Annotated in this window: 23 protein-coding genes; 11 read left to right on the top strand and 12 right to left on the bottom strand. The window is 56.2% G+C overall.

Annotated features, from left to right (window positions below):
- Nucleotides 1-24: 24 nt before the first annotated feature.
- Complete coding sequence (locus DYY88_RS02135; protein ID WP_039725228.1) at nucleotides 25-714, bottom strand: energy-coupling factor ABC transporter ATP-binding protein; 690 nt, start codon at nucleotides 712-714, stop codon at nucleotides 25-27.
- 42 nt (nucleotides 715-756) lie between these two features.
- On the bottom strand, nucleotides 757-1,038 hold the full coding sequence (locus DYY88_RS02140) for a UPF0367 protein family (RefSeq protein ID WP_039725229.1): 282 nt from the start codon (nucleotides 1,036-1,038) through the stop codon (nucleotides 757-759).
- Between the two features lie 161 nt (nucleotides 1,039-1,199).
- Between DYY88_RS02140 and purE the strand changes: the two genes are divergently transcribed.
- Nucleotides 1,200-1,724: a 5-(carboxyamino)imidazole ribonucleotide mutase gene (purE, locus tag DYY88_RS02145; protein WP_039725230.1), complete on the top strand. Its 525-nt coding sequence runs from the start codon at nucleotides 1,200-1,202 to the stop codon at nucleotides 1,722-1,724.
- A 223-nt stretch (nucleotides 1,725-1,947) separates the two neighbouring features.
- On the opposite strand, the gene DYY88_RS02150 is transcribed toward purE, so the two are convergent.
- Nucleotides 1,948-3,186 carry a PQQ-dependent sugar dehydrogenase gene (locus DYY88_RS02150; RefSeq protein ID WP_039725231.1) on the bottom strand — a complete coding sequence of 413 codons (1,239 nt, stop codon included), beginning with the start codon at nucleotides 3,184-3,186 and terminating at the stop codon, nucleotides 1,948-1,950.
- Nucleotides 3,187-3,433: 247 nt separating this feature from the next.
- Here DYY88_RS02150 and DYY88_RS02155 point away from each other — a divergent pair, with 247 nt between their 5' ends.
- Nucleotides 3,434-3,964 (top strand): hypothetical protein, encoded by a 531-nt coding sequence (locus DYY88_RS02155; RefSeq protein WP_052288202.1) that lies wholly within the window; start codon nucleotides 3,434-3,436, stop codon nucleotides 3,962-3,964.
- 695 nt (nucleotides 3,965-4,659) lie between these two features.
- On the opposite strand, the gene lepB is transcribed toward DYY88_RS02155, so the two are convergent.
- Both lepB and DYY88_RS02165 read right to left on the bottom strand, forming a co-directional pair.
- Nucleotides 4,660-5,748, bottom strand: coding sequence for a signal peptidase I (gene lepB, locus DYY88_RS02160; protein WP_044150854.1), 1,089 nt, complete (start codon nucleotides 5,746-5,748; stop codon nucleotides 4,660-4,662).
- A 390-nt stretch (nucleotides 5,749-6,138) separates the two neighbouring features.
- On the bottom strand, nucleotides 6,139-6,960 hold the full coding sequence (locus DYY88_RS02165) for a 3'-5' exonuclease (protein ID WP_039725232.1): 822 nt from the start codon (nucleotides 6,958-6,960) through the stop codon (nucleotides 6,139-6,141).
- 341 nt (nucleotides 6,961-7,301) lie between these two features.
- Between DYY88_RS02165 and codB the strand changes: the two genes are divergently transcribed.
- A complete protein-coding gene (codB, locus tag DYY88_RS02170) occupies nucleotides 7,302-8,591 on the top strand; it encodes a cytosine permease (RefSeq protein WP_044150856.1) in 1,290 nt (429 codons plus the stop codon).
- Nucleotides 8,592-8,719: 128 nt separating this feature from the next.
- Nucleotides 8,720-10,099: a UDP-N-acetylmuramoyl-tripeptide--D-alanyl-D-alanine ligase gene (locus DYY88_RS02175; RefSeq protein ID WP_044150858.1), complete on the top strand. Its 1,380-nt coding sequence runs from the start codon at nucleotides 8,720-8,722 to the stop codon at nucleotides 10,097-10,099.
- On the opposite strand, the gene DYY88_RS02180 is transcribed toward DYY88_RS02175, so the two are convergent.
- Nucleotides 10,096-10,545 carry a hypothetical protein gene (locus DYY88_RS02180; RefSeq protein ID WP_130199301.1) on the bottom strand — a complete coding sequence of 150 codons (450 nt, stop codon included), beginning with the start codon at nucleotides 10,543-10,545 and terminating at the stop codon, nucleotides 10,096-10,098. The two genes, DYY88_RS02175 and DYY88_RS02180, sit on opposite strands and share 4 nt — an antisense overlap.
- A 355-nt stretch (nucleotides 10,546-10,900) precedes the next feature.
- On the opposite strand from DYY88_RS02180, the gene DYY88_RS02185 reads away from it, so the two are divergent.
- On the top strand, nucleotides 10,901-11,386 hold the full coding sequence (locus DYY88_RS02185; protein ID WP_044150860.1) for a M67 family metallopeptidase: 486 nt from the start codon (nucleotides 10,901-10,903) through the stop codon (nucleotides 11,384-11,386).
- Between the two features lie 50 nt (nucleotides 11,387-11,436).
- Here DYY88_RS02185 and DYY88_RS02190 read toward each other — a convergent pair whose 3' ends face one another.
- On the bottom strand, nucleotides 11,437-11,994 hold the full coding sequence (locus tag DYY88_RS02190; RefSeq protein ID WP_039725233.1) for a late competence development ComFB family protein: 558 nt from the start codon (nucleotides 11,992-11,994) through the stop codon (nucleotides 11,437-11,439).
- A gap of 525 nt (nucleotides 11,995-12,519) precedes the next feature.
- On the opposite strand from DYY88_RS02190, the gene DYY88_RS02195 reads away from it, so the two are divergent.
- The gene (locus tag DYY88_RS02195) at nucleotides 12,520-12,948 is read left to right on the top strand and encodes a DUF1622 domain-containing protein (RefSeq protein WP_044150862.1); all 429 of its coding nucleotides are present in this window, start codon (nucleotides 12,520-12,522) and stop codon (nucleotides 12,946-12,948) included.
- A gap of 151 nt (nucleotides 12,949-13,099) precedes the next feature.
- Here the strand turns inward: DYY88_RS02195 and DYY88_RS02200 are convergent, their stop codons facing one another.
- The 3 genes from DYY88_RS02200 to sbcD form a co-directional block, all read right to left on the bottom strand.
- Nucleotides 13,100-15,370, bottom strand: a complete 2,271-nt coding sequence (locus DYY88_RS02200) for a SulP family inorganic anion transporter (RefSeq protein WP_039725234.1) — start codon at nucleotides 15,368-15,370, stop codon at nucleotides 13,100-13,102.
- 132 nt (nucleotides 15,371-15,502) lie between these two features.
- Nucleotides 15,503-16,606: a hypothetical protein gene (locus DYY88_RS02205; RefSeq protein WP_039725235.1), complete on the bottom strand. Its 1,104-nt coding sequence runs from the start codon at nucleotides 16,604-16,606 to the stop codon at nucleotides 15,503-15,505.
- Between the two features lie 69 nt (nucleotides 16,607-16,675).
- Nucleotides 16,676-17,974: an exonuclease subunit SbcD gene (gene sbcD / locus DYY88_RS02210; protein WP_044150866.1), complete on the bottom strand. Its 1,299-nt coding sequence runs from the start codon at nucleotides 17,972-17,974 to the stop codon at nucleotides 16,676-16,678.
- Nucleotides 17,975-18,318: 344 nt separating this feature from the next.
- On the opposite strand from sbcD, the gene aroB reads away from it, so the two are divergent.
- The 5 genes from aroB (at nucleotide 18,319) to DYY88_RS02235 (ending at nucleotide 22,114) form a co-directional block, all read left to right on the top strand.
- Nucleotides 18,319-19,434 (top strand): 3-dehydroquinate synthase, encoded by a 1,116-nt coding sequence (gene aroB / locus DYY88_RS02215; RefSeq protein WP_039725236.1) that lies wholly within the window; start codon nucleotides 18,319-18,321, stop codon nucleotides 19,432-19,434.
- Between the two features lie 107 nt (nucleotides 19,435-19,541).
- Entirely contained in the window at nucleotides 19,542-20,180 is a 639-nt protein-coding gene (gene hisB, locus DYY88_RS02220; RefSeq protein ID WP_039725237.1) for an imidazoleglycerol-phosphate dehydratase HisB, read from the top strand.
- A gap of 193 nt (nucleotides 20,181-20,373) precedes the next feature.
- The gene (locus DYY88_RS02225) at nucleotides 20,374-20,841 is read left to right on the top strand and encodes an orange carotenoid protein N-terminal domain-containing protein (RefSeq protein ID WP_039725238.1); all 468 of its coding nucleotides are present in this window, start codon (nucleotides 20,374-20,376) and stop codon (nucleotides 20,839-20,841) included.
- 219 nt (nucleotides 20,842-21,060) lie between these two features.
- On the top strand, nucleotides 21,061-21,483 hold the full coding sequence (locus DYY88_RS02230) for an ExbD/TolR family protein (RefSeq protein ID WP_039725239.1): 423 nt from the start codon (nucleotides 21,061-21,063) through the stop codon (nucleotides 21,481-21,483).
- A gap of 178 nt (nucleotides 21,484-21,661) precedes the next feature.
- A complete protein-coding gene (locus tag DYY88_RS02235) occupies nucleotides 21,662-22,114 on the top strand; it encodes a Fur family transcriptional regulator (protein ID WP_039725240.1) in 453 nt (150 codons plus the stop codon).
- Between the two features lie 15 nt (nucleotides 22,115-22,129).
- Here DYY88_RS02235 and DYY88_RS02240 read toward each other — a convergent pair whose 3' ends face one another.
- Both DYY88_RS02240 and DYY88_RS02245 read right to left on the bottom strand, forming a co-directional pair.
- The gene (locus DYY88_RS02240; RefSeq protein WP_039725241.1) at nucleotides 22,130-23,674 is read right to left on the bottom strand and encodes an Ig-like domain-containing domain; all 1,545 of its coding nucleotides are present in this window, start codon (nucleotides 23,672-23,674) and stop codon (nucleotides 22,130-22,132) included.
- Nucleotides 23,664-24,416, bottom strand: coding sequence for a TIGR03943 family putative permease subunit (locus DYY88_RS02245; protein WP_039725242.1), 753 nt, complete (start codon nucleotides 24,414-24,416; stop codon nucleotides 23,664-23,666). The genes DYY88_RS02240 and DYY88_RS02245 overlap by 11 nt, the downstream gene beginning before the upstream one ends.
- Nucleotides 24,417-24,429: the final 13 nt, after the last annotated feature.

Consider the following 24,429-nt stretch of genomic DNA (forward strand, 5'->3'; position numbering starts at 1 on the left):
CGGTTGCTGGCATTGATACTGCGATCACTCACTGGCGGCTAAAATCTGGCGCAAGCTGGCGGGCTCACCATCCCGCACGACATGGCCCGACCGCAGCAGTACGGCGCGATCGCAGTAATCCAATTCAATTAACCGATGGGTCACCCAGAGAGCGGTCAGATGCCGCTCTTTGACCAGAGTTTGCACTAGCTTGACTAGCTCAATCTGACTGTCGGGATCAAGCAAGGCCGTCGGTTCGTCGAGCAGCAACACTTCACAATGGCGGGCGATCGCCCCCGCGATCGCCACCCGCTGCTTTTGCCCCCCACTCAGGGCATAGATGGGCCGCCGCGCTAAATGCGCCAGATTCACCGCCGCTAGCGCTTCCGAAACTCGACTCCGCACTGTCGAGAGCGGCAAGTTTTCCCCCACCAGGCCAAACGCCACATCCGCCCCAACCGTTGGCATCACTAGTTGATGATCGGGGTTTTGAAAGACGTAGCCAAAGGTGCCATTAATGCGAACCTGTCCCTGCTGGGGAGCCAACAGCCCCGTCAATAGCTTGAGTAGGGTGGATTTGCCGCTGCCGTTATCACCCAGCAACATGCAAAATTCGCCCGGCGGCACGGTGAGCGAGCAATGCTCCAAAACGTGGGCGGGCGGCTTCCAGGCGAACGAAACATCGTCAACCTGAATGGCGGGTGGGCGATCGGAAACGCGAGTCGGGTCAGTCATAATTACGCGGGTGCGGCCGGATCTGGGACAAGGGCGATCGCCTTATTTCGCCTCGTCGGGCACCAGTGAGAAAAAGCCCGGCGGACGTCCCGATGCCGAGGTGGTTCCAGATTTTTCATAGAGCTGGACGGCAGCAATTTCACTGCTCACAACACTGATATGCTTGTCTGTGACTTGGTCACAGGTGAATTCCAGCACCACGAGACCACCACTGGTCAGCGCTTCCGTCACTTTTTTATAGTCGGCTTGGGCTGCTTCCAAAGATTCTTTTTGGATCATGAGGGGCAGCGGTGAGTGCTTCAAATTGAGTTCGAGCGTGTGCATGAATGAATGGGTTAACGAGTTACTTGCCCAGTATCTCAGAGAAGCTCTCTCCCATGCAGTGAGTATTGTCCGCACTCGGCAAAAAAGTCTGTACGGGTTGCAAATTTTGGGGGAGACAGTTCGGGGTAAGATTTCGGGGCAGCGCACAAGGGCTTAACACCATGACGACTCCTCTTGTTGGCATCATTATGGGCAGCGATTCTGATTTGCCAACCATGCAAGCCGCGATCGCAGTGTGTGAAGACTTTGCCGTGCCCCACGAGGTGGCGATCGTCTCGGCCCACCGCACGCCCCAGCGCATGGTGGACTATGCCCAGAGTGCTGACGAACGCGGCTTGCAAGTGATTATTGCGGGGGCCGGGGGCGCGGCGCATTTGCCCGGCATGGTGGCCGCTCTCACCCCCTTGCCCGTGATTGGGGTGCCCGTCAAAACCAGCACCCTGAGCGGCATAGACTCGTTATATTCCATCGTGCAAATGCCAGGGGGCATTCCCGTGGCGACGGTCGCCATCGGCAACGCCAAAAATGCTGGATTACTGGCGGTGCAAATGCTGGCGGCAACTCGGCCCGATTTGCGTCGACAGGTGAAGGACTATCGCCGGAGTTTATCGGCTCAGGTCATGGCTAAACAAGACCGATTGGAGGCGATCGGCTATCGGGAGTATCTGGCGGAGCGCGATCGCTAATCTGGCAGTAAGACGATAGGCATCCCGGTAGGGCAGTGGTTGAGTAGCTGGGTGGTTGGGTAGTTGGGTGATTGCTGTCCAGGTGTCGGCCTTAGGTGAGGGTGCCCCTTAAAATGCAAACTTAGGACTGGGGGTTCAACTGAGTTGGACAGCCGTCTCGGCTGTCTCTAAGCAGGCAGGATGCCTGCCCAACAAGACTTGGCTTTTAGACATGCCAGATTCTTTAGCCGGGTTCCAAACGAATTAAGCGACCGTTGGACTCATCGGTAAGGACGTAGATCAAGCCGTCTGGCCCTTGGCGCACATCCCGCACTCGCTGGCCGATGTTGATGGGGGTTTCGTTAATGACAGCCCCGGAGTCATCCAACTCAATGTGGCGCACATCTTGGGAGACGAGGCCGCCCGCAAACAGATCGCCCTGCCAGGGGGCAAACGCCTCGCCTTGGTAGACCAGCAGGCCGGAGGGGGCGATCGCCGGGGTCCACACAATTAACGGATCGACCATGCCCGGTCGCGATCGCTCCGAGGTAATCTCACCACCGGAATACTCGCGGCTATGGGTAACCTCAGGCCAGCCATAGTTTCCGCCGACTTCCACTAGATTCAGCTCATCGCCGCCTCGGGCACCATGCTCCGTTGCCCAAAGGCGATCGCTCACCGGGTCATACATCATGCCCTGAATGTTGCGATGACCGTAGCTCCAAATCGCGGGATTCGCCCCCGGCGTATCGACAAAAGGGTTGTCTGCCGGTACCGAACCATCATCATTGAGCCGCACGATTTTGCCTAAATGACTGGCCAAATTCTGGGCCTGTTCGCGGATGAGTGCGCCTTCTAGCTCTAACGGCGGATTGCCCCCATCCCCCAGGGAAACCAGCATCGTGTTATCCGGCAGCCAGGTAATCCGCGAGCCAAAGTGCTGACCTCCCTGCTTCGAGCGATTCACTTCAAACAGAACTTGCCAGTCAGAGAGGGCACCTTCCGCTAGTCGGGCTCGGGCAACGCGCGTTTGGTTAGCCGAGCGATCGCCCTGCGCATAGGTGAAATAGACCCATTGATTGTCGGCAAACTGCGGATGCACGGAGACGTCGAGTAAGCCCCCTTGCCCAGTGGTGAGAACGTCGGGCACCCCAGCGATCGGCGTGGGATCAAGTTGCCCTGCCCGAATCAAGCGCACTCGCCCAGGCCGCTCGGTGACAATCATGGTGCCATCAGGCAACCAGTCCAACCCCCAGGGATGTTCAAGCCCATCGACCAGCACGGTTTGTTGAATAGTCGGCGCTTGGGCGATCACCGTCGGCTCAGCAGCCACGGTGGTTTCGGCTGTGGCCTCATCGGTGGCAGCGGAAGGAGTTGTCGGTGTACTGGTGGCGGTTGATTCCGACGAATCAGCCGCACACCCCGTCAGCAGAGGCGTTGCCAACAAAGTTCCGATAATTAAGGTCAACCCGTAACGGTTCATGGCTTATCTGTGGTTTGATTTTCAGCTTTGTACGTCACGTAGACGTCACCGCCTCAAGCATTAACTGGACGATGCAATTCATTTCGATTCTAGAGTGTCTGTTTTGTCGTGGGGGAAAGCCTGCCGCCAGCTGTGTGTCCCCGGCGTTGGCAATTCGGTCAACCCCAAAGAAACGACATTTAGATCAAATGCTCTATAACAGCTTAGATCAGTTATCCTACGGGCAACGAGTAGTGCAGTAACCGCGATGCCCATCATTCGCGATCGCTATCCCAAAAACTGGAACAGTCTAGCGCTGCAAATCAAACACGAGGCCAAGTGGTGCTGCCAACAATGTCAGCGTCCCTGTCGCCAACCCAGTGAACCGTTGGCCCAGTTTCAACAACGGGTGGAACGCTGGCGACAGACAAAAACCCCGCGCCCCGCCAAGTTTGAGGCCGCCCCGCGACGCTATTTGCTGACGGTGGCACATTTGGATCAACAACCCAGCAATCAAGACCCCAGCAACCTCAAGGCGCTCTGCACCGTGTGCCATCTCCAGTTTGACAGCCAGTTCCGCGCCAAACAGCGACGCCTCAAGGCAGAGTTTTTTGGGCAGCTTTCGATTGATGATGCCTGGCAAGAGGGGCTGCAGCTCTCACTGATGCCGCAAGCGGTTTCACCGTTTAGTATGCCGCGACAAGGGGAAGCCCCGGCAGAGGGTAAGGGCAAGGCGAGCCCCGGGACTCCGGCGAAGGGACCGAGTGGCGATCGCGACGATACTGTCGAGCCGACCTGACAGTCCGTAAACCTGAGGAGTGCTCAGCCAACAGCCCCGACCAGGCCCATGAATAATGCGTATCTCCACTGAGAAAAAGCGCGGCAATTCCATACTGCCAACCCAGAAAATAAACTTTGTTTGCAGCCTGAAAGAATTGATCCCATCGGGGTTATTCTAATAACAAGAAGCGATGAGCTTCGATTTCGAATGACCGTTCAGCCCACGTTAAATAGGAGGTTCGTTATCGATTTAACGTCTGAAACGTCATCACAGGCAACAGCATCCAGCCAGGTTTTTGATATCTCCTTAACCTTGTAGCACGAGAGTTAAGTCTTAGATACAGCGGGGCGCAAAGTCGTCGGCATTGTTATCGAGATGGCTCTTTAAAGGCTCACCTAATATCGGGAGATTCCTCAAGAAACCGTTCTGGGTGCTGTTGTCGTTTTAAATTAAATTCGTATTAGAAAGTCTATTATTTCCGTCTTACTATGCCGATATTTTTGCCCTTTAAAATCATTGATTCAAACAACTAAAATGTGGGTCATGAGCGGCTGATTTTGGGAATTGACTCCGCTGAGGGCAAGGCGGTTAGAACGTCTGACGCAGCGAGACGCTAGCCCCAGGGTGGCCCCTCTCAAGCCAAGGCTAAAACCCGGTAAGGGGAACAGCTCGTTAAGCCACCAGCCTATTCGTAGCATCCCCTTTTCCTTGCATCACGATCTTTGACGACCACCGGGTAGGGGTTGAATGCGATCGGGGGGCCAGTAAATTTTGTAGGCCCGCCCCAAGATTTTCTCAGTTGGTAGATAGCCCCACACATGAGAGTCGCCGCTGTCATTGCGGTTGTCGCCCAGCACAAAATACTGAGCCGGCGGCACAGTTGCGGGACCCCATTCATAATCGGGCGGTGACTGAATATACTCCTCTGACAAGACAACGCCATTGATCAAGACCTGCCCGCCCGTAACGGCAACGGTTTCGCCCGGTTTGCCAATGACCCGTTTCACGAACAAATTTTCGCGGCGGGCCGCAGGGAGCATGGCCTGGAGCGCCTCGGGGGGATAAAAGACGACGATGTCACCAGTTTGAGGCACATATCTTGGGCTGGGGCGCACAAATAAGCGATCGCCCACCTGCAACGTCGGCACCATTGACTCGCTAGGCACAATGCTTTGGATGAAATTCTGGTCAATCCAGTTGGGGGTGTTGCCAAGGACTAACCGCGTAATGAATAGCCCGAGAATGAGCAGCGCGATCGCGCTGGATGTGCGGCGAGAGTGCCCCGGAAAGTTGCGGTAAACGTGATAGCAGCTGAAGGCCCAAATCGCGGGAGGAAAGGGGGCCAGCAACGGCTGCTGATTGGCCAGCCAAGCGGTGAGAATGCCCGCCAGGAGCCACAGCCCGCCGAGGAGCGCCTGCTGAATATACAAGTGGCCCAAACCAGGCAACACCTGCGATAAAAAGACGGCATACCAAATATCTTTGCGGCCCTTTGGCACCGAAATGCGCTGCCCGTAGTTTTCTTGGGTGCCGCGATAGGCATCCAAAATGCTGAAGCTGTACAGCACAACCAGCCAGCCCACAGCCCAAAAGCCATGAAGGGTGTTGCCGTGGGCCCCAAAAATGGACCAGACGCAGAAAATGATTGAGGTAACGGCGATCGCCACTAATATCCCCCCTTTCCACCAATAGCGGCTGTATAACTGGCCGAGACCCGGAAAAATCAGCGCATAGTTTACCGCGAGCCAAGGGTCGGGCGCAGCGGGGTGGCGACGAGAGGCCGGAACAGACGGATGAGCCATAGGAAAATGGAATCGCCGACAGGGTTCGAACAGGAGTAAGGAGCGTTTTTCCCAGACGCTGGCGATCGCTACGATCGTCCTTAGGTCGCCCTTATCGTCCTGAGTATTGCAGGTCAGTGCAGTCTGAGGCCGATTTTCGCAACGGAATGAGATGCCAGGAGATGCCAGCCTTTAGACGGAGTGTTTCAGCCGCTCAGGGGACGGGTCCCTCGAACGATGCCTTAAACGTGTCGGGCAATTCTACAGGGAACCGTCCCCTGGGTAAAAGGTGCGATTAGGGTAAGGCAATCTCTGGAAAAGAATTTCCCCCCTCGTAGGGTGTCATGAGCGCCGCGTAATGCACCGCAGCCAGATATTTTTGCGGTTGGAGACGCCTAAAGTGATCACCCCTCATACGAGGATAGACAGTTGCTCACCGGAGCGCTCTTGGGCAATCCGTTCCACATCACCCCGGCGATACAGGGGTCGATTTTTCCGTTTCGAAAACCGACTCTCAATCTGGGCATCGGTCAATAATTGCTGAGCCGTTTTCGTCGGCAAGGCCAGCATCACGGCAGCCTCTTGCAGGCGAATCCACTGTCGCCCAAATCGCTGCAATAGCGACGATTCATCTTCCGACTGAATTTGCTTGAGCAGAAGCTCGGCCAGCAGCCAGCAGGCGCGGGTATCGGCCCCTGCCCGGTGCGAAGTTCCCACCTCGAAGCCAAAATGTTGGACTAAGTTAGGTAGACTCCGAGACGGCAAATCGGCCAGCAGTAAGCGCGACAACAGCACAGTGCACAGTTGCTCAGGGGCAGGGCGCTTAAAGGTATAGTCCAACTGCCGATATTCCGCTTGCAAAAAGCGATAGTCAAATTCGAGGTTGTGAGCCGTGAGCACGCCAGTTTCGAGGCGGTCGAGGCAGTCGGGCCACACCTCTTCAGGAAACACGCCCTGCGACACCATCGTTTGGGTAATGCCTGTGATGCGCGTAATCATGGCCGGTACACGCACCCCGGGATTAATGAGGTGAGTTTCTTGGTGCAAAATGCCATCGGCCAGGCTGGCTTGTAAAACTGATACCTCAATGACGCGAGCGCCTCGATAGGGCAAAGAGCCCGTCGTTTCGACATCCACCACAGTCAACAATGACTGACTCACCCGACGATAAAAGGCCAGTAAGTCTTGGGAGCGGAGGGCCGATTGCCCTTGGAATTTTTGGGGTTTTGCCATGCTACGTGCGATCGCCTTATATCCCCACCTTACATGGGTATTTCCTTTTCTGGACGGTTCTTCGGGGGCAATACCAGGGTCGCCCAAATCGTGGGGATCATGAGGCCCACATATCTTGAGCCCCGGTTCAGGTAGCGGCGCGATCGCGTTGCAACGGATACACCGTGCCCGTCAACTGTCTTTTAGAATGCCTGCAAATATTTTCTGGTACGCTGTGTGGTCGACTGCTGCGAACTGGTAGCTGTCGCCACGGTACCCAAATGCCGGATATCAAAAAACCTGAGTGATTGCGATCAGCGATCGCTGAACTCTATAACTGTTGTCTACCTTGAGCTGTTCCCATGACCAGTGTGACCGAAAAGCCCGTCACCGGCAGTAAAGCGGAAGATTTCCCCTTAAGTCCGGTACCCGAATCTGCTCGCAAGTCCATGATTTCGCTGGCCCCGATTTTGGCTGGCTTCACCCTATATTCTGGCACCCTATTTGCCGGCGGGCTCGTTGGCCCCTCGTTTCAGTTTTGGCCTGATCTCGTAGGCATTATTTTGCTCGGCAACCTGATTCTGGGCCTGTATGCTGCTTTCCTGGGTTACATCGCTGGCGAAACCGGACTGACCACTGTCTTGATGGCTCGCTTTAGCTTTGGCAGCGTCGGGTCGCGGTGGGTCGATTTCATCTTGGGCTTTACCCAGATTGGGTGGTACGCCTGGGGCTCAGCCTTAATGGCGCAGCTGCTCAACAATTTGGCAGGTGTGCCGGAATCCTGGAACTGGTTCATCATCCTGTTTTTTACCTATGGGTTTTGTTCCACAGCGTACTTTGGCTATAAAGCGATGGATTGGTTGAGCCGCATAGCTGTCCCGGCGATGGTGGTGCTGATGGTGTGGAGCTTGTCGATCGCAGCGGGCGATGTCGGCGGGTTCGCGGGCTTACAAGCAGCGGAACTAGGCGATCCCCTACCGCTGAGCGCAGCTATTACCATTATTGTCGGCACCTTTGTGTCGGGCGGGACCCAAGCTACGAACTGGAGCCGCTTTGCCAAGTCGGGTAAGGCTGGATTCATCGCGACGCTGATTGCATTCTTTTTGGGCAATGGCTTTTTGATTTTCAGCGGTGCTTTTTGCGCCAAGGTCTATGGCGAGCCAGATATTGTACAGGTGATGGCCACCCAAGGATTGTTAATTTGGGGCCTCATTTTGTTCTTCTTCAATATGTGGACGACCCAAGACAACACGATTTATGCCTTTTCGATCGCCGGGTCCAATATGTTTCGCACGAATAAGCGGACGTTGTTGGTGCTCGGTGGGGCGACCTTTGCGCTGGTGCTGGCCTGGGGCGGCATTTACGAAATGCTGGTGCAGTACCTGATTTTGCTGGGTACCTTTATTCCCCCCATTGGCGGCATCATCATGGCCGATTACTGGATTAACCGCCGGGGCACTTTTCCCGCAGTGAGTGAACCGCAACCCGCCTTTAATTGGGCTGGGGTAATTGCTTATGTGGCGGCATCGGCGATCGCTTACTTTACCAATCAAATTGGTTGGGGCATCGTTCCCATTAACGGCATTCTTTCCGCCCTGGTGATTTACACTGTGCTGACGCAAGTCATGCCCACGACTCAATCTCAGTCATAGCGGGTTCCGGCGTAGCCGCAGCTCTGAAAAGCAGTAGACCTGTGGGAGAATTCTGGCAGCCCTGTTGGCTGGTGGCGGCATCAAGGTGGTGTCTATCATCAGCCTTTACCGTTGTGGAGTAAGACGTTTTGGCTTTTCAGATCGCTGTGTCAGACCTGGTGGCGGTGACCGGAGGAACGCTGGTCGATGACGCCGGACTGTTGACTAAGGCGGCCTTTGGCATTTCAACCGATACGCGCCAAATCAGTCCCCAGGATTGGTTTTTGGCCCTGACGGGCGATCGCTTCAACGGTCACACGTTTGCGGCTCAAGCGATCGCGGAGGGGGCCGCCGGGGTAATTGTGCAGGAGCCCGTTGAGGCCCAACCGCGACTTCAGGTCGCCGATACCCTGGCGGCTTATCAAGCGATCGCTCACTGGTGGCGACAGCAACTCGCCACGCCCCTGGTTGCCGTCACGGGCTCCGTTGGCAAAACGACCACGAAAGAGCTGATCGCGGCGGCGCTGCAAACCCAAGGCCCGGTGCTCAAGACTCAGGCCAACTACAACAATGAGATCGGGGTGCCGAAAACGCTACTCTCACTGACCCCCGAGCACCACTATGGCGTCATTGAGATGGGGATGCGCGGCGCCGGACAAATTAACCTGCTGACGCAAATTACGGAGCCGGATGTCGCGGTGATCACGAATGTGGGCACCGCACATATTGAACTGTTGGGCTCAGAGCAGGCGATCGCTGATGCCAAATGCGAACTCTTAGGCGGTCTCTCACCTAACGGCATTGCCGTTTTGAACTATGACAATCCTCGTTTGATACAAACGGCAGCGGACCTCTGGTCGGGCCGACAAATCACCTATGGCTTAACCGGGGGAGATATTCACGGCCAGTTGCTGAGCCCCAGCGAGATGGAGGTGAATGGCGTCACGCTGCCGTTGCCCTTGCCCGGTCAACACAATGCAGTGAACTTTTTGGCCGCGATCGCGGTGATGCAAGCCTTTGATTTAGACTGGCGCGTGCTGCAATCAGGCTTGACCGTCACGCTGCCCAGTGGTCGCGCCCGGCGCATCCCCCTTCCCAACGACATTGAGCTACTCGATGAAACTTACAACGCCGGGGCGGAATCGATGCAGGCCGCCCTGCACTTGCTGAAACAAACCCCCGGCCAGCGTCACATTGCCGTGCTCGGCACCATGAAAGAACTCGGTGAGCATTCCGTCCGGCTGCACGAGCAAGTCGGCAAATGTGTGGCACACCTGGAATTGGATGCTTTGCTCACCCTGGCCGACCCCGCAGAAACCCAAGCTTTAGCCAACGGGGCCAGCGGCGTTCCGGTCGAAACGTTTGACGCGGCATCGCAGTTAATTGAACGGCTCAAAGCCATGCTGCAACCGGGCGATCGCGTGTTGTTCAAAGCCTCCCGAGCGATCGCCCTGGATCAAGTGGTCGATGCTGTGACCCAGGCTTTGACACCTCAGGCGGCGTCAGCCGGAGCCACAGAGTCGACTTAAAAGTCTTGACAACCTCGGACGGAGATGGTGTAAGCCGTGTTGTTTTCACCGCTGACACTCGTGTTGATTAAGAATGGCAGCTCGCCAGTCGGTGACACGAACCAGCGTGAATACAACTGGTTCGGGGTGACGTCACCGCCCGAGGAAAATACGGTCGCTTGAGCGCCACTGCTATAGCGAAAGTTGACTTGCGCATCATAGCGGGCTCGATTTTCGGGCACAAAGCTCACCTCAAAAAAGCGCAGTCCACTATTGGGGGGTACCGAAAAATCAGTGTGCATATTGCCAGGGCCTAAGAAGCCCACCCGAATTTGTTTCCGAATTTGCGTTTGGCCGCTGGTGACTTCTTGCAAGTCGACGCAGTTGCTCTGAGCCATCGCTTTGGCGGGCAACAAAGCGCCTAAGCTGCCCAATAGGGCCAGTCCGACTAAATATGCTTTTTTCACAATGATCTCCTGATTGAGATAAGAGAAGTGCAAATAACAATACAAGACGGCATCGAACCATCTTGATTTCATAAGATTTGCACAAGCATTTTCAAAAGAGATTTCATGGTCTATTGACAGGTGAGATGTGTTGGCGATGAAGGATAGTGGCTCCTGACAGGGGGCCAGTACTCTTTAAGATTGGTCTCACAACAGGCAGCTACAAGGCTGGCACAACGACGACTCCAGCCCGGTGACAGGGGACGTTGTGAGTAAGGCTACCGCTGAGCGAGGAAAATCAAACCTTGAGGCCACGGACATAGGCTACGTCGGGTTGCGGCACACTGGAGGATGCCAATGCAATTTAATAGTTAGCGTGACTTTAATCCTTCAGTCAGAGCAAATACAGTTGATGAAAGCCGAGGCGGCACAGAGCTATCCTGAGGAGTGTTGTGGCTTGCTGTTGGGGGTCTATGATGCCCGTCAAGAGCTGGCTCGGGTCACCGCAGTGATGCCAGTCGAGAATACCTGGACGGCAGCGGTCAATCCATTTGCCGAGGGCGATCGCTCTCAGTCTTCCCCCAGCAAACGCAATCGCTTTTGGATTGATCCCCAGATATTGCTTCAGGCCCAGCGCGAGAGTCGCGATCGCGGGTGGTCGATTGTCGGCATTTATCACTCGCATCCCGATCATCCTGCCGTGCCCTCCGAGCGCGATCGCCAGTTGGCCTGGTCCGGCTATTCCTATCCCATTCTCTCGATCACTGCCGAAGGGAAAGTGCAAATGCAGAGTTGGCGGTTGAATGACCGCGACCAATTTGTGACAGAAACAATCCAAACCGCTCGGCTAGACGAAAAATAGGGGCGCTAGGCCAGTCGCCTAACGCCCCATGCGTAGTCATCACCATGACCTTATTGCGAAGCGCCTTGGGTTTCGGGTGAAAATTTGTGGGCGTAATCTTGCAACAGATCAGTGACTTGGCCCAGAACGCTTTCGCCAGCGGTTCCTTTGGTCAACGATCGCCGCTCAGGATAAAAGTCAGGCTGATTGAGGCTGCGGGCAATCGCTTCCTTCACTTGATCCGCAATCAGCGCCGACAATTCCACCTTGGCATTATTGCGCTGGAAGGAAGCCCCTTCCTCCGTCGTCGCGTAAAGCGGTGGCAGCCGATTGAGCGCGTAGGCGGCAATATCGCCCAAATCTAACGTGGTGTCAGAATTGGACTCGATCTCGGCGACACGAGCGATCGCTTCGGTGAGCACCAATTCTTCCATCACGTTAATGAATTGCTTGCGGGGAACCGCGACGACTTCGCCAGTCAACAAAGCCCCCATTAAGCGATCGAGGGCCATGTACTCTTCGATCGAGAGTTCGGAAGCGGTGTCACAAATTCGCCCAACTTCTGCTTCCATCGCGGGAGTTAAATAGCCATCTTGGAGGGCTTGCTCAACAATCTTTTCAATGCTCATGGATTCTCTAACGCTCCGTTTGCGTCATCAATATTGTTGGGGGAAAGTTGCAACCAGAACATGCCAAGATTTTTCGACACACCTTCTGGAACGGGTTTATTGTGCCCCATGCTACGGGAAACCTGACACGATGATTAACTTTCCTAGCATCTCGTAAACCCAGGTCAACCTGCTCGGTTAATTTCAGAGTGCCCAGCTGAGATCCAAGGTATCCGAAAGTTCAGGGCAGTAAGCCGCTATCGCCCTAGGTTTCGTCCACGCCAGAAGGCGAATAACGACACCCGGGGCGGGATTGACGCCTTTTCATGCAAAATCTAAAGAGATACTGAAGGATTGCCCCATGGGCAAGTAGCTTGAGTCACCGCTAGGGCGATCCACGCAGCTCCCAGGCCTACATGGCTAGACACAAGATAGCGCGGTTGAAGCCGGTGCGGTATGCACGATTTGCAATGCATCTTGAAGTTGGCCCGGCAGCGATCGCCCCACCGTGGCTTATAAATAGAACGGGCGATCGGGCGTAAATGGATGGAACCGGAATTATTGCAAGGTTGGGAACACGGTCTGAACTGGGTGGTGGCCTGGGCCAAAATCATCCTCGAATCAATTTCTGTGTTTTGCGTGATATTTGGCTTAGTCAAAACGGGGCAGCTCATCGGGCAAACGCGGCGACGGATGCGGCGCGGTGAAGAGTTTCCCTTTAACCAAGTTCGTCTCAAGTTTGGTCTGTGGCTGGCGATCGCGCTGGAGTTTCAACTCGGAGCGGATGTGTTGGCAACGACGGTGACACCCAGCACCGAAGACTTAATTCGGTTGGCGATTATTGCGATCGTGCGGACGTTCCTGAACTACTTCTTGGGCAAGGAATTGGAAGCGGAGATGGAATTAGACCATCGCCAACAAGAGCATCAAGCCCGCATGGCAGCCACCTATGGTTCGCCTGCCGAAAACGGTTGAACAGGAACCAGGGGACTGCGATCGCCACCCCAAAAGGCGGCAGTCTTTTGGGCGTTACATGCCAGTCGCGTTCCCTATCGTTGGGGTTGGGCAGTGCCCAACCCGTACAAGTTGTTGGCTATGCCGAGGAAGTTCTGCCAGCACACGAACCCTATTGCATGACACGCAGTTGCTCACCTCGGCGAATGAGGCTGTCGCAGAGCAATTCCACAATATGACGCTGGAGGGCAGTCACCAAATCGGGATCAGTTGCCTGCATTTGTTGGTAAGCCGTTGGCGTCAGCGCAAACAGGTGGCAGGGGGTTTTGGTGATGACCGCAGTGGATAGCGGCACCTTGTTGTAAAAGCGCATTTCCCCCAATAGTTGACCGCTGGCGCAGGTTTGCAGGCGTTTGGTGCGGCCATCTTCGAGTTCTAACAAGACATCGACCTGACCCGACTCAATGAAATAGAGGTTCGCGGGTTGCTCTTCTGCATAGAGAGAATGGCCAGCGGGCACCGAGTGCGCTGTCAGATAGGGCAAAAAACGGGCTACCTGGGCCGAGGTAAGAAATTGCTGTTCTAGGAGTGCGGACAGGCTGGCGGGAGCATCGGCTGGCAGATCAGCTTGGGTCAGAATTTGCTGTTCGCACCAGGCCAATCCCCGATCTAAGTCGGTCAAGACTTGGCAGCGATCGCTGCCAAAATCCAAGCCTTGTCCCCGTTCCAATGCCTGTTCACACTCCGGCAAGAGATTGGTCAGCACCAGGGTGAAATTTTCCTGGCGGGCGAGCTTCAGAATTTTGTTAAAGGTGAGGACAGCGGAGGAGTCGAGCCCCGTTACCTGGCGAAAATCGATCACGACGTAACGGAGGGGCACGGCGGCAGAGGTGCTTTCAGATGCCGTCGCGGATTGAGTGAGGCGATCGCGCACCTTGTTCAACAAATAATTAGCCGTCCCAAAAAAGAGAAAGCCTTGCAGCTCTAACGCATAAATTTGGTCGCCCTGCTGGGCCAGCAGCGCCGCTTGCTCAGGAGTCCGGTTCAGAGTGTTGCTGCGCCCAGTGGCCCCCGAAAACACCTGCTTCGCCACATCGACCTGGCTGTAGCGATACATAAACAGCACCACGGTGATGACAAAGCCGACGGTAATCCCTGCAAGAAACCCGACCCAGTCGATCAACACCAGCGTGACCAAAACCGTCAAATAATCGCTCAGCGGCAGTTTGAAATATGCCTGATACAGCCACTGCCACAGCAGCGAGAGACCGAGATAGAGAATCAGGCTGCCAAGCACCGCTTTGGGCAGATAAGCCAAAAAGGCCGAGCCAAGAGCGAGGACGGCTATAGAGGGCAGCACCGCGATGAGCCCTGTCAGGCGATAGTTCGCCGCCAGATTATTCACGAGCAGCGTACTGGGGAGGGCTTGAGTGCCGCCCATGCCGCTGCCGAACCCCGACAGCAGATTTGCCAGCCCGACGGATTTCATCTCGCGATTGAGGCTGAGGTCGCGCCCCACGATCAGCTCAATGCTGCTGTTGCTGAGCAGCAGCGATAACAGGGTGACGAACATCACTGTTACTAAACTGTCGGCCTGATGGGCGATCGCCCCCCACTGAATTTGGGCGATCGCGGATACCGTGAGCGGTTGCCAGAGCTGTGACCCGTCAGGAAAGGGGCCGAGTAACCAGCCCGCAGCACGGGCCTGGTCGAGGGAAATATCTGCCAGTTGCAATGCGCCGAAAAAGCTCGCAGTGCAGACGAGCAGCGTGGCTGGCATCACCCAAAACTGCTGCCAGCGACGGGTGGCAATGAGGAGGGCGATCGCAAAGCCAACGCCCGGTAGCCATCCCCACAACACCGTTGGCTGGGCCAAATCTCCGAGCAGGGCAGCATCGAGCGGGCGACCCGTAGTGATTTGCACAAAGCCTTTCGTCAAGAGCCAGCCCGTCCCCGCCATGAAGCCCCCGACCACGGGATACGGCACAAACCGAATGCGATCGCCCTGCCGCAACAGTCCCAAAATCAGCAGCAGGCTACCCGTCAGTAGCGCACTGAGAGCGATCGCCGCTAGCACCGTTACTAACGCCACCTCCGCGTCAGCCTCGGCTAACTCGGCGGCAATGTCGGCGGCCATCAGCGCCAGTATCGTCGTCGGTGCGGCTAAGGGGGTGGCGATCATGCCGGGGAGGCCGCTGGTGAGGGCGACGACGCCCAACGTCATGCCCGTGCTGAAAACGGTCATACCCAGCCCCGTCGGCAGATGCAGCGCCAGCGTGCCGGAAAAAATTAGGCTGGCATAGGAGATGGCACGAATCACCCCGATAATGCCCGTGACCAATCCCGCTGATAGGCTGGCGATCCAAACTTCCGGTTGCATCCACAGCTGCAATCGCTGCCATAGTGCGGTGGCAACTGCGGGGCGATCGGCAAATGACTGCATAGAGACACATCCAGCGATTCAGGGCACGCCGGGCATAATGATGCTGCGCGGACAGCTAGCTACGCACCGGGTTATCCATTCACTACCGCATCGGGAGCCACGCTTGGTGTAGCCAGTTCCACAGTTTGGCCGTCAGCTCGCCGAGGCCGCCGTGACGGCGCTATAGCGGACAAAGTGCAAGCCGCTGTAGAGGTGAAAGGTGGGATCCCAGTTGCTTTCTTTGACGCGGGCCAGATCTAACTGGGGATTGAGCGGTGGCAGCAGGTCAATAAACTCGATCGCACTATCCCCAAATTTGCTAAAGCCGTCGTGGGTTGGCCCGGTGACACGATCTCGCAGGTACTGCACCAAGGCTTGCCACTGGGGCCGCATGGCTAACCCTTTATCGGGAATGGCCTCGGCATTCGGCAGCGGATTGCCCTGACGAAAATCGTAGGTGCGATCGCACAGGCGCAACACACAGCGCCGTCCATGGCAGTGCAAATCAATCACTTCGGCGTAGTCCTGGGTCTTTTCGGCACGCTTCAATTTGCGCCAAGCGCCTAAATCCACCACGGACTCAAACAGCGGAATCTGCCCCATAACCAGTTGGGTGACTTCGCTCCAGTCGAAGGCGATCGCGCCCATTTGGCCGTCGGCATTCACACAAATCACTTCGGCCTGGGGTTCAACCCGTCGAAAGTTTTGCACCCGAAAGACTGGCAAATTTTTGATCTCAGCCTGTTTCACCCAAAAGGCGGGCATCTGCGCCTCGGTCAAGGCACGACTGTAATATTGCAAATCGCCCACGGGGCCAACTCGATAGAGTCGCCATTCGCGGCTGGGCACCTGCAACCGCGCCATATAAGCATCAATGCCCATGACTTTGGCGAGGCCCTGGGCGGCGGCTTGTCGCTGCTCTCCGGCCACGGGTTCTAAGCACATGAGGCCGGGCGCTTGGCCCTCGGGCTGGGCGCGGGCGGTTTCTAGGGCGTGCTCTTTGGCTTGGGCGATGCTGGCCTGCACCCGCTGAATGCCCTGTCGCGCTTGAGACATGATTTTGGCATTGGTGACCTGCCGCAAAACCGCGAGATAGGCTTTCTCCGCCTGCTCCCACCGCTCGGTCGCTTCTTGATATTTCCCCGCCATCAGCAAAAAGTGGGGATCTTTGGCGTCCTGCTGTTTCCACTGCTGGAGCAATTTGGCCGCCGTGCGAAAGTCCTTTTTTTCCAGGGCGGTGGCGATCGCGTCTTGCATCACGGGCCTCGTCTCCGGGGTGAAATGGCTCTATTTTAAGCTTGTCCCCAGAGAACTGCCGAGGAACAGTTATAGGAGCCGCAGTTGCCGCGAGGCGTCGTCCTCTGGGGGAGGGGTGTCAACCGCTACATCCGTCGAAGGGTCTGGCTCGTAGGGCGTATCTTCGAGCAGGGCTTGGGCGGCGGCAGTCATGTCAGCAGCGAGTTCCGCTAGATCGTCACGATTGTTCAAATAGGTTTGCAGCGCGGCGATGGGGTCGAGGCTGTCGCCCGGCGTGAGTTCGGGCAGGCGCGATCGCCCTTGGGGCGACACCATTTGCGGATGAATGGTGTAGGTATGGGCCGTCGCTAACGCTTCATAGAGGGCGGCGTTGTCCAGTTCATCCATTTGGTCGGGGCGGAGGCTATACATCAGCCGCACGACGGCATCGGTGAGGTCATGTTGGGAGATCGCTTTCAACAACTGGTCTTGGGGGCGATCGCGTTTGGTCAGATCCGCCTTGATGGTGAGAAAGGGGCGCACCGGCAGCGGACAAAATTCCACCTGGGTTGTGCCTTTGGCGACCTCTGCCCACACATACCCCTTCGGTTCCTCCGCCTCGCTGAAATCGACCCGCTCGATGCTGCCGGGATAGACCACTGGCGGCGACTCGCACAAAATCTGGTGTTTGTGGACATGGCCCAATGCCACATAGTCAAAGCAGGGCCGCGCCAGCAGCGCCATCGGCACATTAAAGCCTCGCCCCACTGCGAGAAATTTCTCCGCCCCAAAACTGGCGGTATCCGTCATCAAGTGGGCCAGCAAAATGGTCGGAATATCCGGATCGAGGCGGCGAATTTCCCCCTCCAGGGCCACCCGTAACCGCTCCAGCAATTGTTCGTTAACCTGCGCCATCGATAACCCTTCCATCTCGGGACGGGTGAGCAGCACCGAGGGCGTCAGCCAGGGCAGCGTGACGATTTGCACCGGGCCACCCGCCGTCTCCACCCGATGGGTGGCGAGGCGATCGCCCACAATCACCCCCGGCACTCCCAACGTGCGATAGATGCAGAGACTCGCGCCCCCCTGTCCCTGAGCATGTTGGTCATGGTTGCCCACCAGTAACACCGTGGGAATGCCCGCATCCGCCAAGCGCCGAAATTGTCCGGCAAAAGCCTGCTGCACCAGCGGCGGCGGTGTGGCATCGGGAAAGGCATCACCGCCAAACAGCACGAGGTCAGCAGGTTCGGCGATCGCGCGATCAATACAGCGACTCAACGTCGTCACGAAATCTTCCAGTCGCGTGTTCATCCCCGTTTCAGGATTCATGCGCCCGTGGGCAAAGCCGCTGCCCATGTGAATGTCGGACAAATGTAGCACCGTCACCATCGCGTCGCCCTCAAGAGTACAGATGCACTCACCAGTGTACTCACTCTCGACAAACTGCACCTTAGGAATGGGAATTTAATGATGTGTGAACAGCCATCTTGGCTGTCTAAGAGCAAGAAAATGTCTATCCGACAAAACTTGAATTTTAAATTCCCGATTCCTTAGCGATCAAAAATCACCCGCAGCAAGGGGACGCTTCCCTTGTATCACTCCCGACTGTGCTGGGTCCTCCGGTAGGGAAGCGTCCCCTGATCCCAGAGAGGACGGTTAACTCTTGACCTGACAACGTGCGCCAACCAGTAGGATGGAAACTATTGGAGTTTTGCTCAAAGGCTGACCGCGCCATGAAGTCCGTAATTTCAGTCGATATCCCCCAAAATCCCTACGATGTGGTGATCGCTCAGGATGCCATTGACCACGTGGGCGCATGGCTGAGCAACCATGAGCAGCCACTGGTCAAACCGGGACAAAAGCTGCTGGTCGTCTCAAATCCAGTCATCTTTCGCCACTATGGCGATCGCCTCGTCCAGTCCCTGGAATCGGTGGGCTATCAGGTCAGCACCTGCATTTTGCCCGCCGGAGAACGCTACAAAACCCTCCGCTCCATCCAAAAAATTCATGATGCGGCCTACGACGCCAAGCTCGAACGCAAGTCGGCGATGGTGGCGTTGGGGGGCGGTGTCATTGGCGACATGACCGGCTTTGCAGCGGCAACCTGGCTCCGGGGCATCGGCGTTATTCAAGTGCCCACCTCCCTGTTGGCAATGGTCGATGCTTCCATCGGCGGCAAAACTGGCGTCAACCATCCCCAAGGCAAAAACTTGATCGGGGCCTTTCATCAGCCCAAATTGGTGGTAATTGATCCCCAAGTGCTCAAGACACTGCCGCCCCGCGAGTTTCGGGCGGGCATGGCTGAGGTGATCAAATACGGCGTGATTTGGGATGCCGAGCTGTTTGCGGCGTTAGAACAGACCGATCGCCTCGATCAGTATCGCTATGTCGAAGGCGAACTGCTGCAAATGATTTTGACGCGATCGTGCCAGGCCAAAGCTGAGGTGGTCGCTCAGGACGAAAAAGAGTCGGGGCTACGGGCCATTCTCAACTATGGGCACACCATCGGTCACGCGGTCGAAAGCGCCACTGGCTATCGCGTCGTCAATCATGGCGAAGCCGTCGCGATCGGCATGGTGGCGGCGGGCAAACTCGCCACGGCTTTGAACCTGTGGTCAAGGGATGATGACCAGCGCCAATACCAGCTCATTGAAAAAACCAAACTCCCCACGGCAATTCCTAGTCAAGCCGGAGCCGAAGCGCTGATCGCCCTACTGCAAGGGGATAAGAAAGTCGAAGATGGTCGCGTGCGATTTATTTTGCCAAAGGCGATCGCCGATGTCTTCATCACCGACCAGGTTTCCAACCAAGACATCCGCCCCGTTTTAGCCGCCATGACCACCCCATAAAATATTCCGTAGGGGCGAGGCATTTTGTGAATGACATGATGGTGCATCCAAAACGTAATTGCCAAAATGCCTCGCCCCTACGCGCAACCCACATACCCACACACCCTATGCAACTCCAAGACCGCAACCCCGCAACGACTCCCCAAAACACTCTGACGACCCGCACCGCTAGCGTTAGCCGCACCACGGGCGAAACTGATGTACAAGTCACCATCAACATCGACGGTACCGGGCAGTGTGACGCGCAAACGGGCGTCCCGTTTTTGGATCACATGCTGCATCAAATCGCCTCCCACGGCTTATTTGATCTCACCGTCCACGCCAAAGGGGACTACGAAATCGACGATCACCACACCAACGAAGATGTCGGGATCACCCTGGGCATGGCGCTGAAGCAAGCATTGGGCGATCGCAAAGGCATCGTCCGGTTCGGCCACTTTGTCGCCCCGCTGGATGAATCTTTAGTGCAAGTAGCCCTGGACTTTTCCGGTCGCCCTCACCTCAGCTATGGGCTAGAGATTCCTACCCAGCGAGTCGGCACCTACGACACCCAGCTCGTGCGGGAATTTTTTGTGGCCGTGGTCAACCACAGCCAAATGACCCTGCACATTCGCCAGTTGGACGGCATCAACTCTCACCACATTATTGAGGCCACCTTCAAAGCTTTTGCTCGCGCCATGCGCATGGCCACCGAAGTCGATCCCCGCCGCGCCAGCCAGATCCCCAGCTCCAAAGGGGTGCTCTAGACTGCAACAGCCCGCGGTCAAAACTCAACCAAAATGGAGAGGCCTCCTTTGTCAAGGGCTACTGTCCAGAAATTCGGGCAGGTCATTTGTCCATCAATCGACGGTGTCAGACATGCTCATTTATTCGTTAACTTTTGTAACAGATGCGGTTTGATGTTTTGCATCTGGCCGCTTGCAGTTAGACGAGGATTGTATGACTTACCTAACTTTGGATGAAGTCAAACAACCACTTCGACAGTTTGAACAATTTGATGCGGATACCCAGTTGGCCCTCTTGTGGTACGGCTACTTGGATATCAAAGAAAATTTGACTCCTGTACCTGGTCAAAAGGTTGAAGGATTAGCTCGGGCGCTTTATGACCAAGTTGTGCCCCTCACGGATGAAGAGCAGCTACAAGTGCAGCGCGATATTGCCAATCGAGCGGATATCGAGTTGAGTCGCGAATACGGTGCATTGAGTCCCAGCGCGAAGTTAGAATTCTGGCTACTACTCGCGCAAGGCATGGAGTCGGGCGACATTGTCAACGTGCCTGATAACTACACGTTGCCTGATCACACCCAAGAGTTTGTCAGCAATACCAAGGCGCTAGACTTTGAGCAACGGATTAATTTTGTCCGCAACGCCGTGAGCAAAATGGGCTTGAATCCTTCCATCGTGTAGGCCGCGCACATTGAATTAGAGTCTCACTTGAATCGCCCCTCAGCGATCGCTGAGGGGCGGTTTTTCTGAAATCCTGACAGTATGATTGGATGCTGCACGTTTTATCGATGTCTTGCTCTTGGAATGTCACCCAGGCCAGCAACCCTAAAATGCGGCCTGTGGGCCGTTTGACCGACTCGATCCGTCCCCTTTAATTCCTGCACTGTGAGGAGTCAGATTGTGCATCTCCCCGAAGAGCCCGAAATTCAACCCGAAATCAACATCGTGCCAATGATCGATGTGATTTTTGTGGTGCTCATCTTTTTCATTTTGTCGAGTCTGTTTCTGACTCGATCTGAAGGGTTGCCGGTCAATCTACCGGGGGCGGCGACCAGTGAAAACCAGCTACAACAGCACACGCTAACGTTGACCATTACCAGCGGCGGCGATTTGCAACTAGGCAATGAGGCCGCTGCCCTAGAGTCATTGGCAGAACAGGTGCAGGCCCGTCGCGTAGGCGATCGCCCGCTCTTGATGATCATTCGCGCCGATAAAGAAGTGCAACACGGACGGGTCATTGAGGTGATGGATCGCTTGCGCCAAGTCCCTAATTTAGAATTAGCGATCGCCACGATTCCTGAAGCTGCCCCAGCCGCCCCCTAATTGCGTGTAAACATCATCCCCTCAATAAAACGCCACATCTAGCGCTGTCACTCGATCCCAGATACTAAAGACGCTGCCAGGTATCGGGAGCCATTCTCAATAAGGAAATCTTCTTGCAAATTATCGGGATCACTCGCTATTATTGTCAACAAGGCGTCACTGTTGAGAGGAGAATCACGTGGCTTATACGGCATCGGCTCTCAAAGCTGAGTTGAACGAACGCGGGTGGCGCATGACCCCTCAGCGGGAAATCATTCTTGAAACATTTCAGAATTTACCAAAAGGTGAACACCTCAGCGCGGAAGATTTGCGCGATGTGCTCAAAGGAGAGGGCGAGCAGGTTAGCCTATCCACGATTTATCGCAACCTCAAGCTCTTAGCCCGCATGGGCATTTTGCGGGAGTTAGAGTTAGCAGAAGGGCAAAAACGCTACGAAATCAATCAACCGTCGCCCCACCATCACCACCATCTCATATGCGTCCGCTGCAATAAGACGATCGAATTTAAGAATGACTCGGTGCTGAAAGCGGGTGCTCGCACAGCAAAAAAAGCGGGCTATCAGCTTTTAGATTGCCAACTCACGATTCATGCCGTGTGTCCGACCTGCCAGCGATCGCTGCTTCCCGTCTAACTTCGACAGCGAGGGTTAGGGAAGCCACTGAGGCTGTCGGCCCGCGATCGGCAAAATGTTCGGTTCAGTCGCCGTGGGAATTGCGGCCAGCCGCTGCTCTGTCGTTTGAAACAGGGGCAGCAATACCGTTTGCACCTGCTCATTCGTCGGGTCCCCATCGGAAGAAAGGGCAACCGCTAAGATCGCAGCTAAGCCATCCGGCGAAACATTCATCGTCACCCGAGCCTGAGGCGGAAAGTTCAGCAGCCTCAAGGGTTGCGGCTCATCGGTCAAGGCGATCGCTGCCAAAAAGGGTTGCTCTTGATAGTCTTCGCTGGGCAACAAATCGCTGGCTAGCACGTATAGGATGCGATCGGTGGGATCAAACTCGGCACTGATAATCGACCCGGTAGCATCCAGGAGTTCCGCTTCTTCCCCCTGGTTGGTGACCAGCACCAGGGTTTCGATAAACCGCCGTTCGGGATCGTTCTGATTAAAGTTCACCATAGCGGCGGCGGTGCCATCACTGGTGATGTCAAACACGCGGCCAAACTCAGGCAAAAAATCCAGCGGTTCCGTGCCGGTCGTACCGGCGGCATCGGGGTCGAGCGGAATTACCGCCGTGCCTTGGCCCTGCAACATCAACAAACTGGCACTGTCTGGCCCAATCAAAAACTCGCCACCCGGTTCTGTGTCTAATCGGCGGGGATCGCTATCTTCAGTGATCACCCACGGGCCAAAATCCGCCGGATTCGACTGGTTGACCCGCTGTACGACAATGGTTTGCCCATCCGGAGACAGGTCAAACGCCAGATTTTGGTATCCGTTGCTGCCCAGAATTGGAGTAACCGTTCCCGCATCTCCTGGGGCAAAGCTGAGGGTGCGATCGCTGTTTACGGTATCTTCTGGCGGCAGAGGAGCTAAGCCCGTCGCCACGGCATAAAGTTCGGCAGCAGGCGGGGCGGTGGCGGAGTCGCCCTCGATCGCCGGAATGGCCGAAAAAAGCAGGCGATCGCCCAAGGGATAGGGTTCAAAATCGAGTACCTGCAAGTCTGGCGAGGTGAGTGGTAATGCTGCGGCCTCTTGCGAAAAGTTAGTCAGCATTAACCGACCCGCTTCTTCGCCCTCGCTGCCGATGTAGGCGATCGCGCGATCGCGACTCTGAAACGTGCCCTCGAACGGCTCAAATTGCATATCATCATCCGCATCCGCAAAGCGATCGCGCGCCTCGGGAATTACGACCGCATAAGACTCGCCGTAGGGAATGGGCGCATCAAGGGTGTAGGCCAGTCGCCGTCCGGCCCAACTAACCCGCCCCGGCAACTCTGGGGTGATTTGCAAATTGGCTTCCACACTGTCCGGATCCATCGGGCGCGTAAAGGTCAGGGTAAACGCGACATTCTCAGCCCCGACTGATCGCTCTTGCCAGGAAAACTGCTGTACCCTGGCCCCCGCATGGTCGCCCAGCAGCACCAGCAACGCCGCTAGCACCATAAGTCCGGCCATGAGGGTCAAGGCGATGCGATCTAGCGGCAAGCGCCACCGCCGATACCCACGACGAGCAGTCCGATTAAAACTCATAGGGATTCTTGGGTTCAGGAACGGTGAGGACTTCTTGGGGCGCAATCACCAGACGGCGCTGACCATCGAGCGTTTCCGTCTGCATTTCACCTTGCACAGAAATCCAGCTGTCCGGGGGAAACTCGGCGCGATCGCCCGTCAGTTCGACAGGCAACCCAACCGGATAGGCGTCAGCCGCACAGCAGGTCAGCACAAACCGCGCCACCATCAAATAGTTGTCATCCCACTGAGGTGGATGGATGACGAACCCCGTCACGTTGACGGGCTGATCAGTATAGGCGTCCGGCTCAGGGTACACATTCAGCGTCCGAATCCAGTCGATGAGGGAGCGCTCGGCGGGAGGTGTCTGGCGAGCAAACTGTTGCGGCTGCGATCGCGTCAGGGCGACTGGATCGGCAATCCCCCGAGCCAGCGCGGCATCACTGGCAAAAGGCCGCGGCACATAGATGAGGCCAAAGACCGCGATCGCCAGCAATACCATCAGACTCCACTGGCGCGGCAGCAGGGCAATATGCGCCCCCGCGCTGGCACTCGGCGGCGTTGGCCGGAACAAGGTCACGCCCCGCCAAAGGCCCATGCCGACCAACACCCAACCCGCGCCAATGGCCAACCAGTGATAATCCGGGTGCAGCAGCACCGCGAGCCGCCCGCTCCACCAATACCGCAAGAGCATCAATCCCCACAGCAGCAGCGCCAGGGTGTCCCAAACCGCGGGCCAGTACAACGTCCGTATCCGTTTCATAGGCAGTCAGGAC

This window comes from Leptolyngbya iicbica LK (genome assembly GCF_004212215.1).
Lineage (GTDB): Bacteria > Cyanobacteriota > Cyanobacteriia > Phormidesmidales > Phormidesmidaceae > Halomicronema > Halomicronema iicbica.

Bases quoted from the DNA above. Each gene is read 5' to 3' on its own strand.
- DYY88_RS02225 (WP_039725238.1), top strand. From the start codon at position 20,374: ATGACTTACCTAACTTTGGATGAAGTCAAACAACCACTTCGACAGTTT.
- DYY88_RS02240 (WP_039725241.1), bottom strand. From the start codon at position 23,674: ATGAGTTTTAATCGGACTGCTCGTCGTGGGTATCGGCGGTGGCGCTTG.
- DYY88_RS02165 (WP_039725232.1), bottom strand. From the start codon at position 6,960: ATGGCAAAACCCCAAAAATTCCAAGGGCAATCGGCCCTCCGCTCCCAA.
- DYY88_RS02245 (WP_039725242.1), bottom strand. From the start codon at position 24,416: ATGAAACGGATACGGACGTTGTACTGGCCCGCGGTTTGGGACACCCTG.
- DYY88_RS02200 (WP_039725234.1), bottom strand. From the start codon at position 15,370: ATGCAGTCATTTGCCGATCGCCCCGCAGTTGCCACCGCACTATGGCAG.
- DYY88_RS02205 (WP_039725235.1), bottom strand. From the start codon at position 16,606: ATGCAAGACGCGATCGCCACCGCCCTGGAAAAAAAGGACTTTCGCACG.
- DYY88_RS02155 (WP_052288202.1), top strand. From the start codon at position 3,434: ATGCCCATCATTCGCGATCGCTATCCCAAAAACTGGAACAGTCTAGCG.
- aroB (WP_039725236.1), top strand. From the start codon at position 18,319: ATGAAGTCCGTAATTTCAGTCGATATCCCCCAAAATCCCTACGATGTG.
- DYY88_RS02140 (WP_039725229.1), bottom strand. From the start codon at position 1,038: ATGCACACGCTCGAACTCAATTTGAAGCACTCACCGCTGCCCCTCATG.
- lepB (WP_044150854.1), bottom strand. From the start codon at position 5,748: ATGGCTCATCCGTCTGTTCCGGCCTCTCGTCGCCACCCCGCTGCGCCC.
- sbcD (WP_044150866.1), bottom strand. From the start codon at position 17,974: ATGGTGACGGTGCTACATTTGTCCGACATTCACATGGGCAGCGGCTTT.
- hisB (WP_039725237.1), top strand. From the start codon at position 19,542: ATGCAACTCCAAGACCGCAACCCCGCAACGACTCCCCAAAACACTCTG.
- codB (WP_044150856.1), top strand. From the start codon at position 7,302: ATGACCAGTGTGACCGAAAAGCCCGTCACCGGCAGTAAAGCGGAAGAT.
- DYY88_RS02150 (WP_039725231.1), bottom strand. From the start codon at position 3,186: ATGAACCGTTACGGGTTGACCTTAATTATCGGAACTTTGTTGGCAACG.
- DYY88_RS02195 (WP_044150862.1), top strand. From the start codon at position 12,520: ATGGAACCGGAATTATTGCAAGGTTGGGAACACGGTCTGAACTGGGTG.
- DYY88_RS02135 (WP_039725228.1), bottom strand. From the start codon at position 714: ATGACTGACCCGACTCGCGTTTCCGATCGCCCACCCGCCATTCAGGTT.
- DYY88_RS02190 (WP_039725233.1), bottom strand. From the start codon at position 11,994: ATGAGCATTGAAAAGATTGTTGAGCAAGCCCTCCAAGATGGCTATTTA.
- purE (WP_039725230.1), top strand. From the start codon at position 1,200: ATGACGACTCCTCTTGTTGGCATCATTATGGGCAGCGATTCTGATTTG.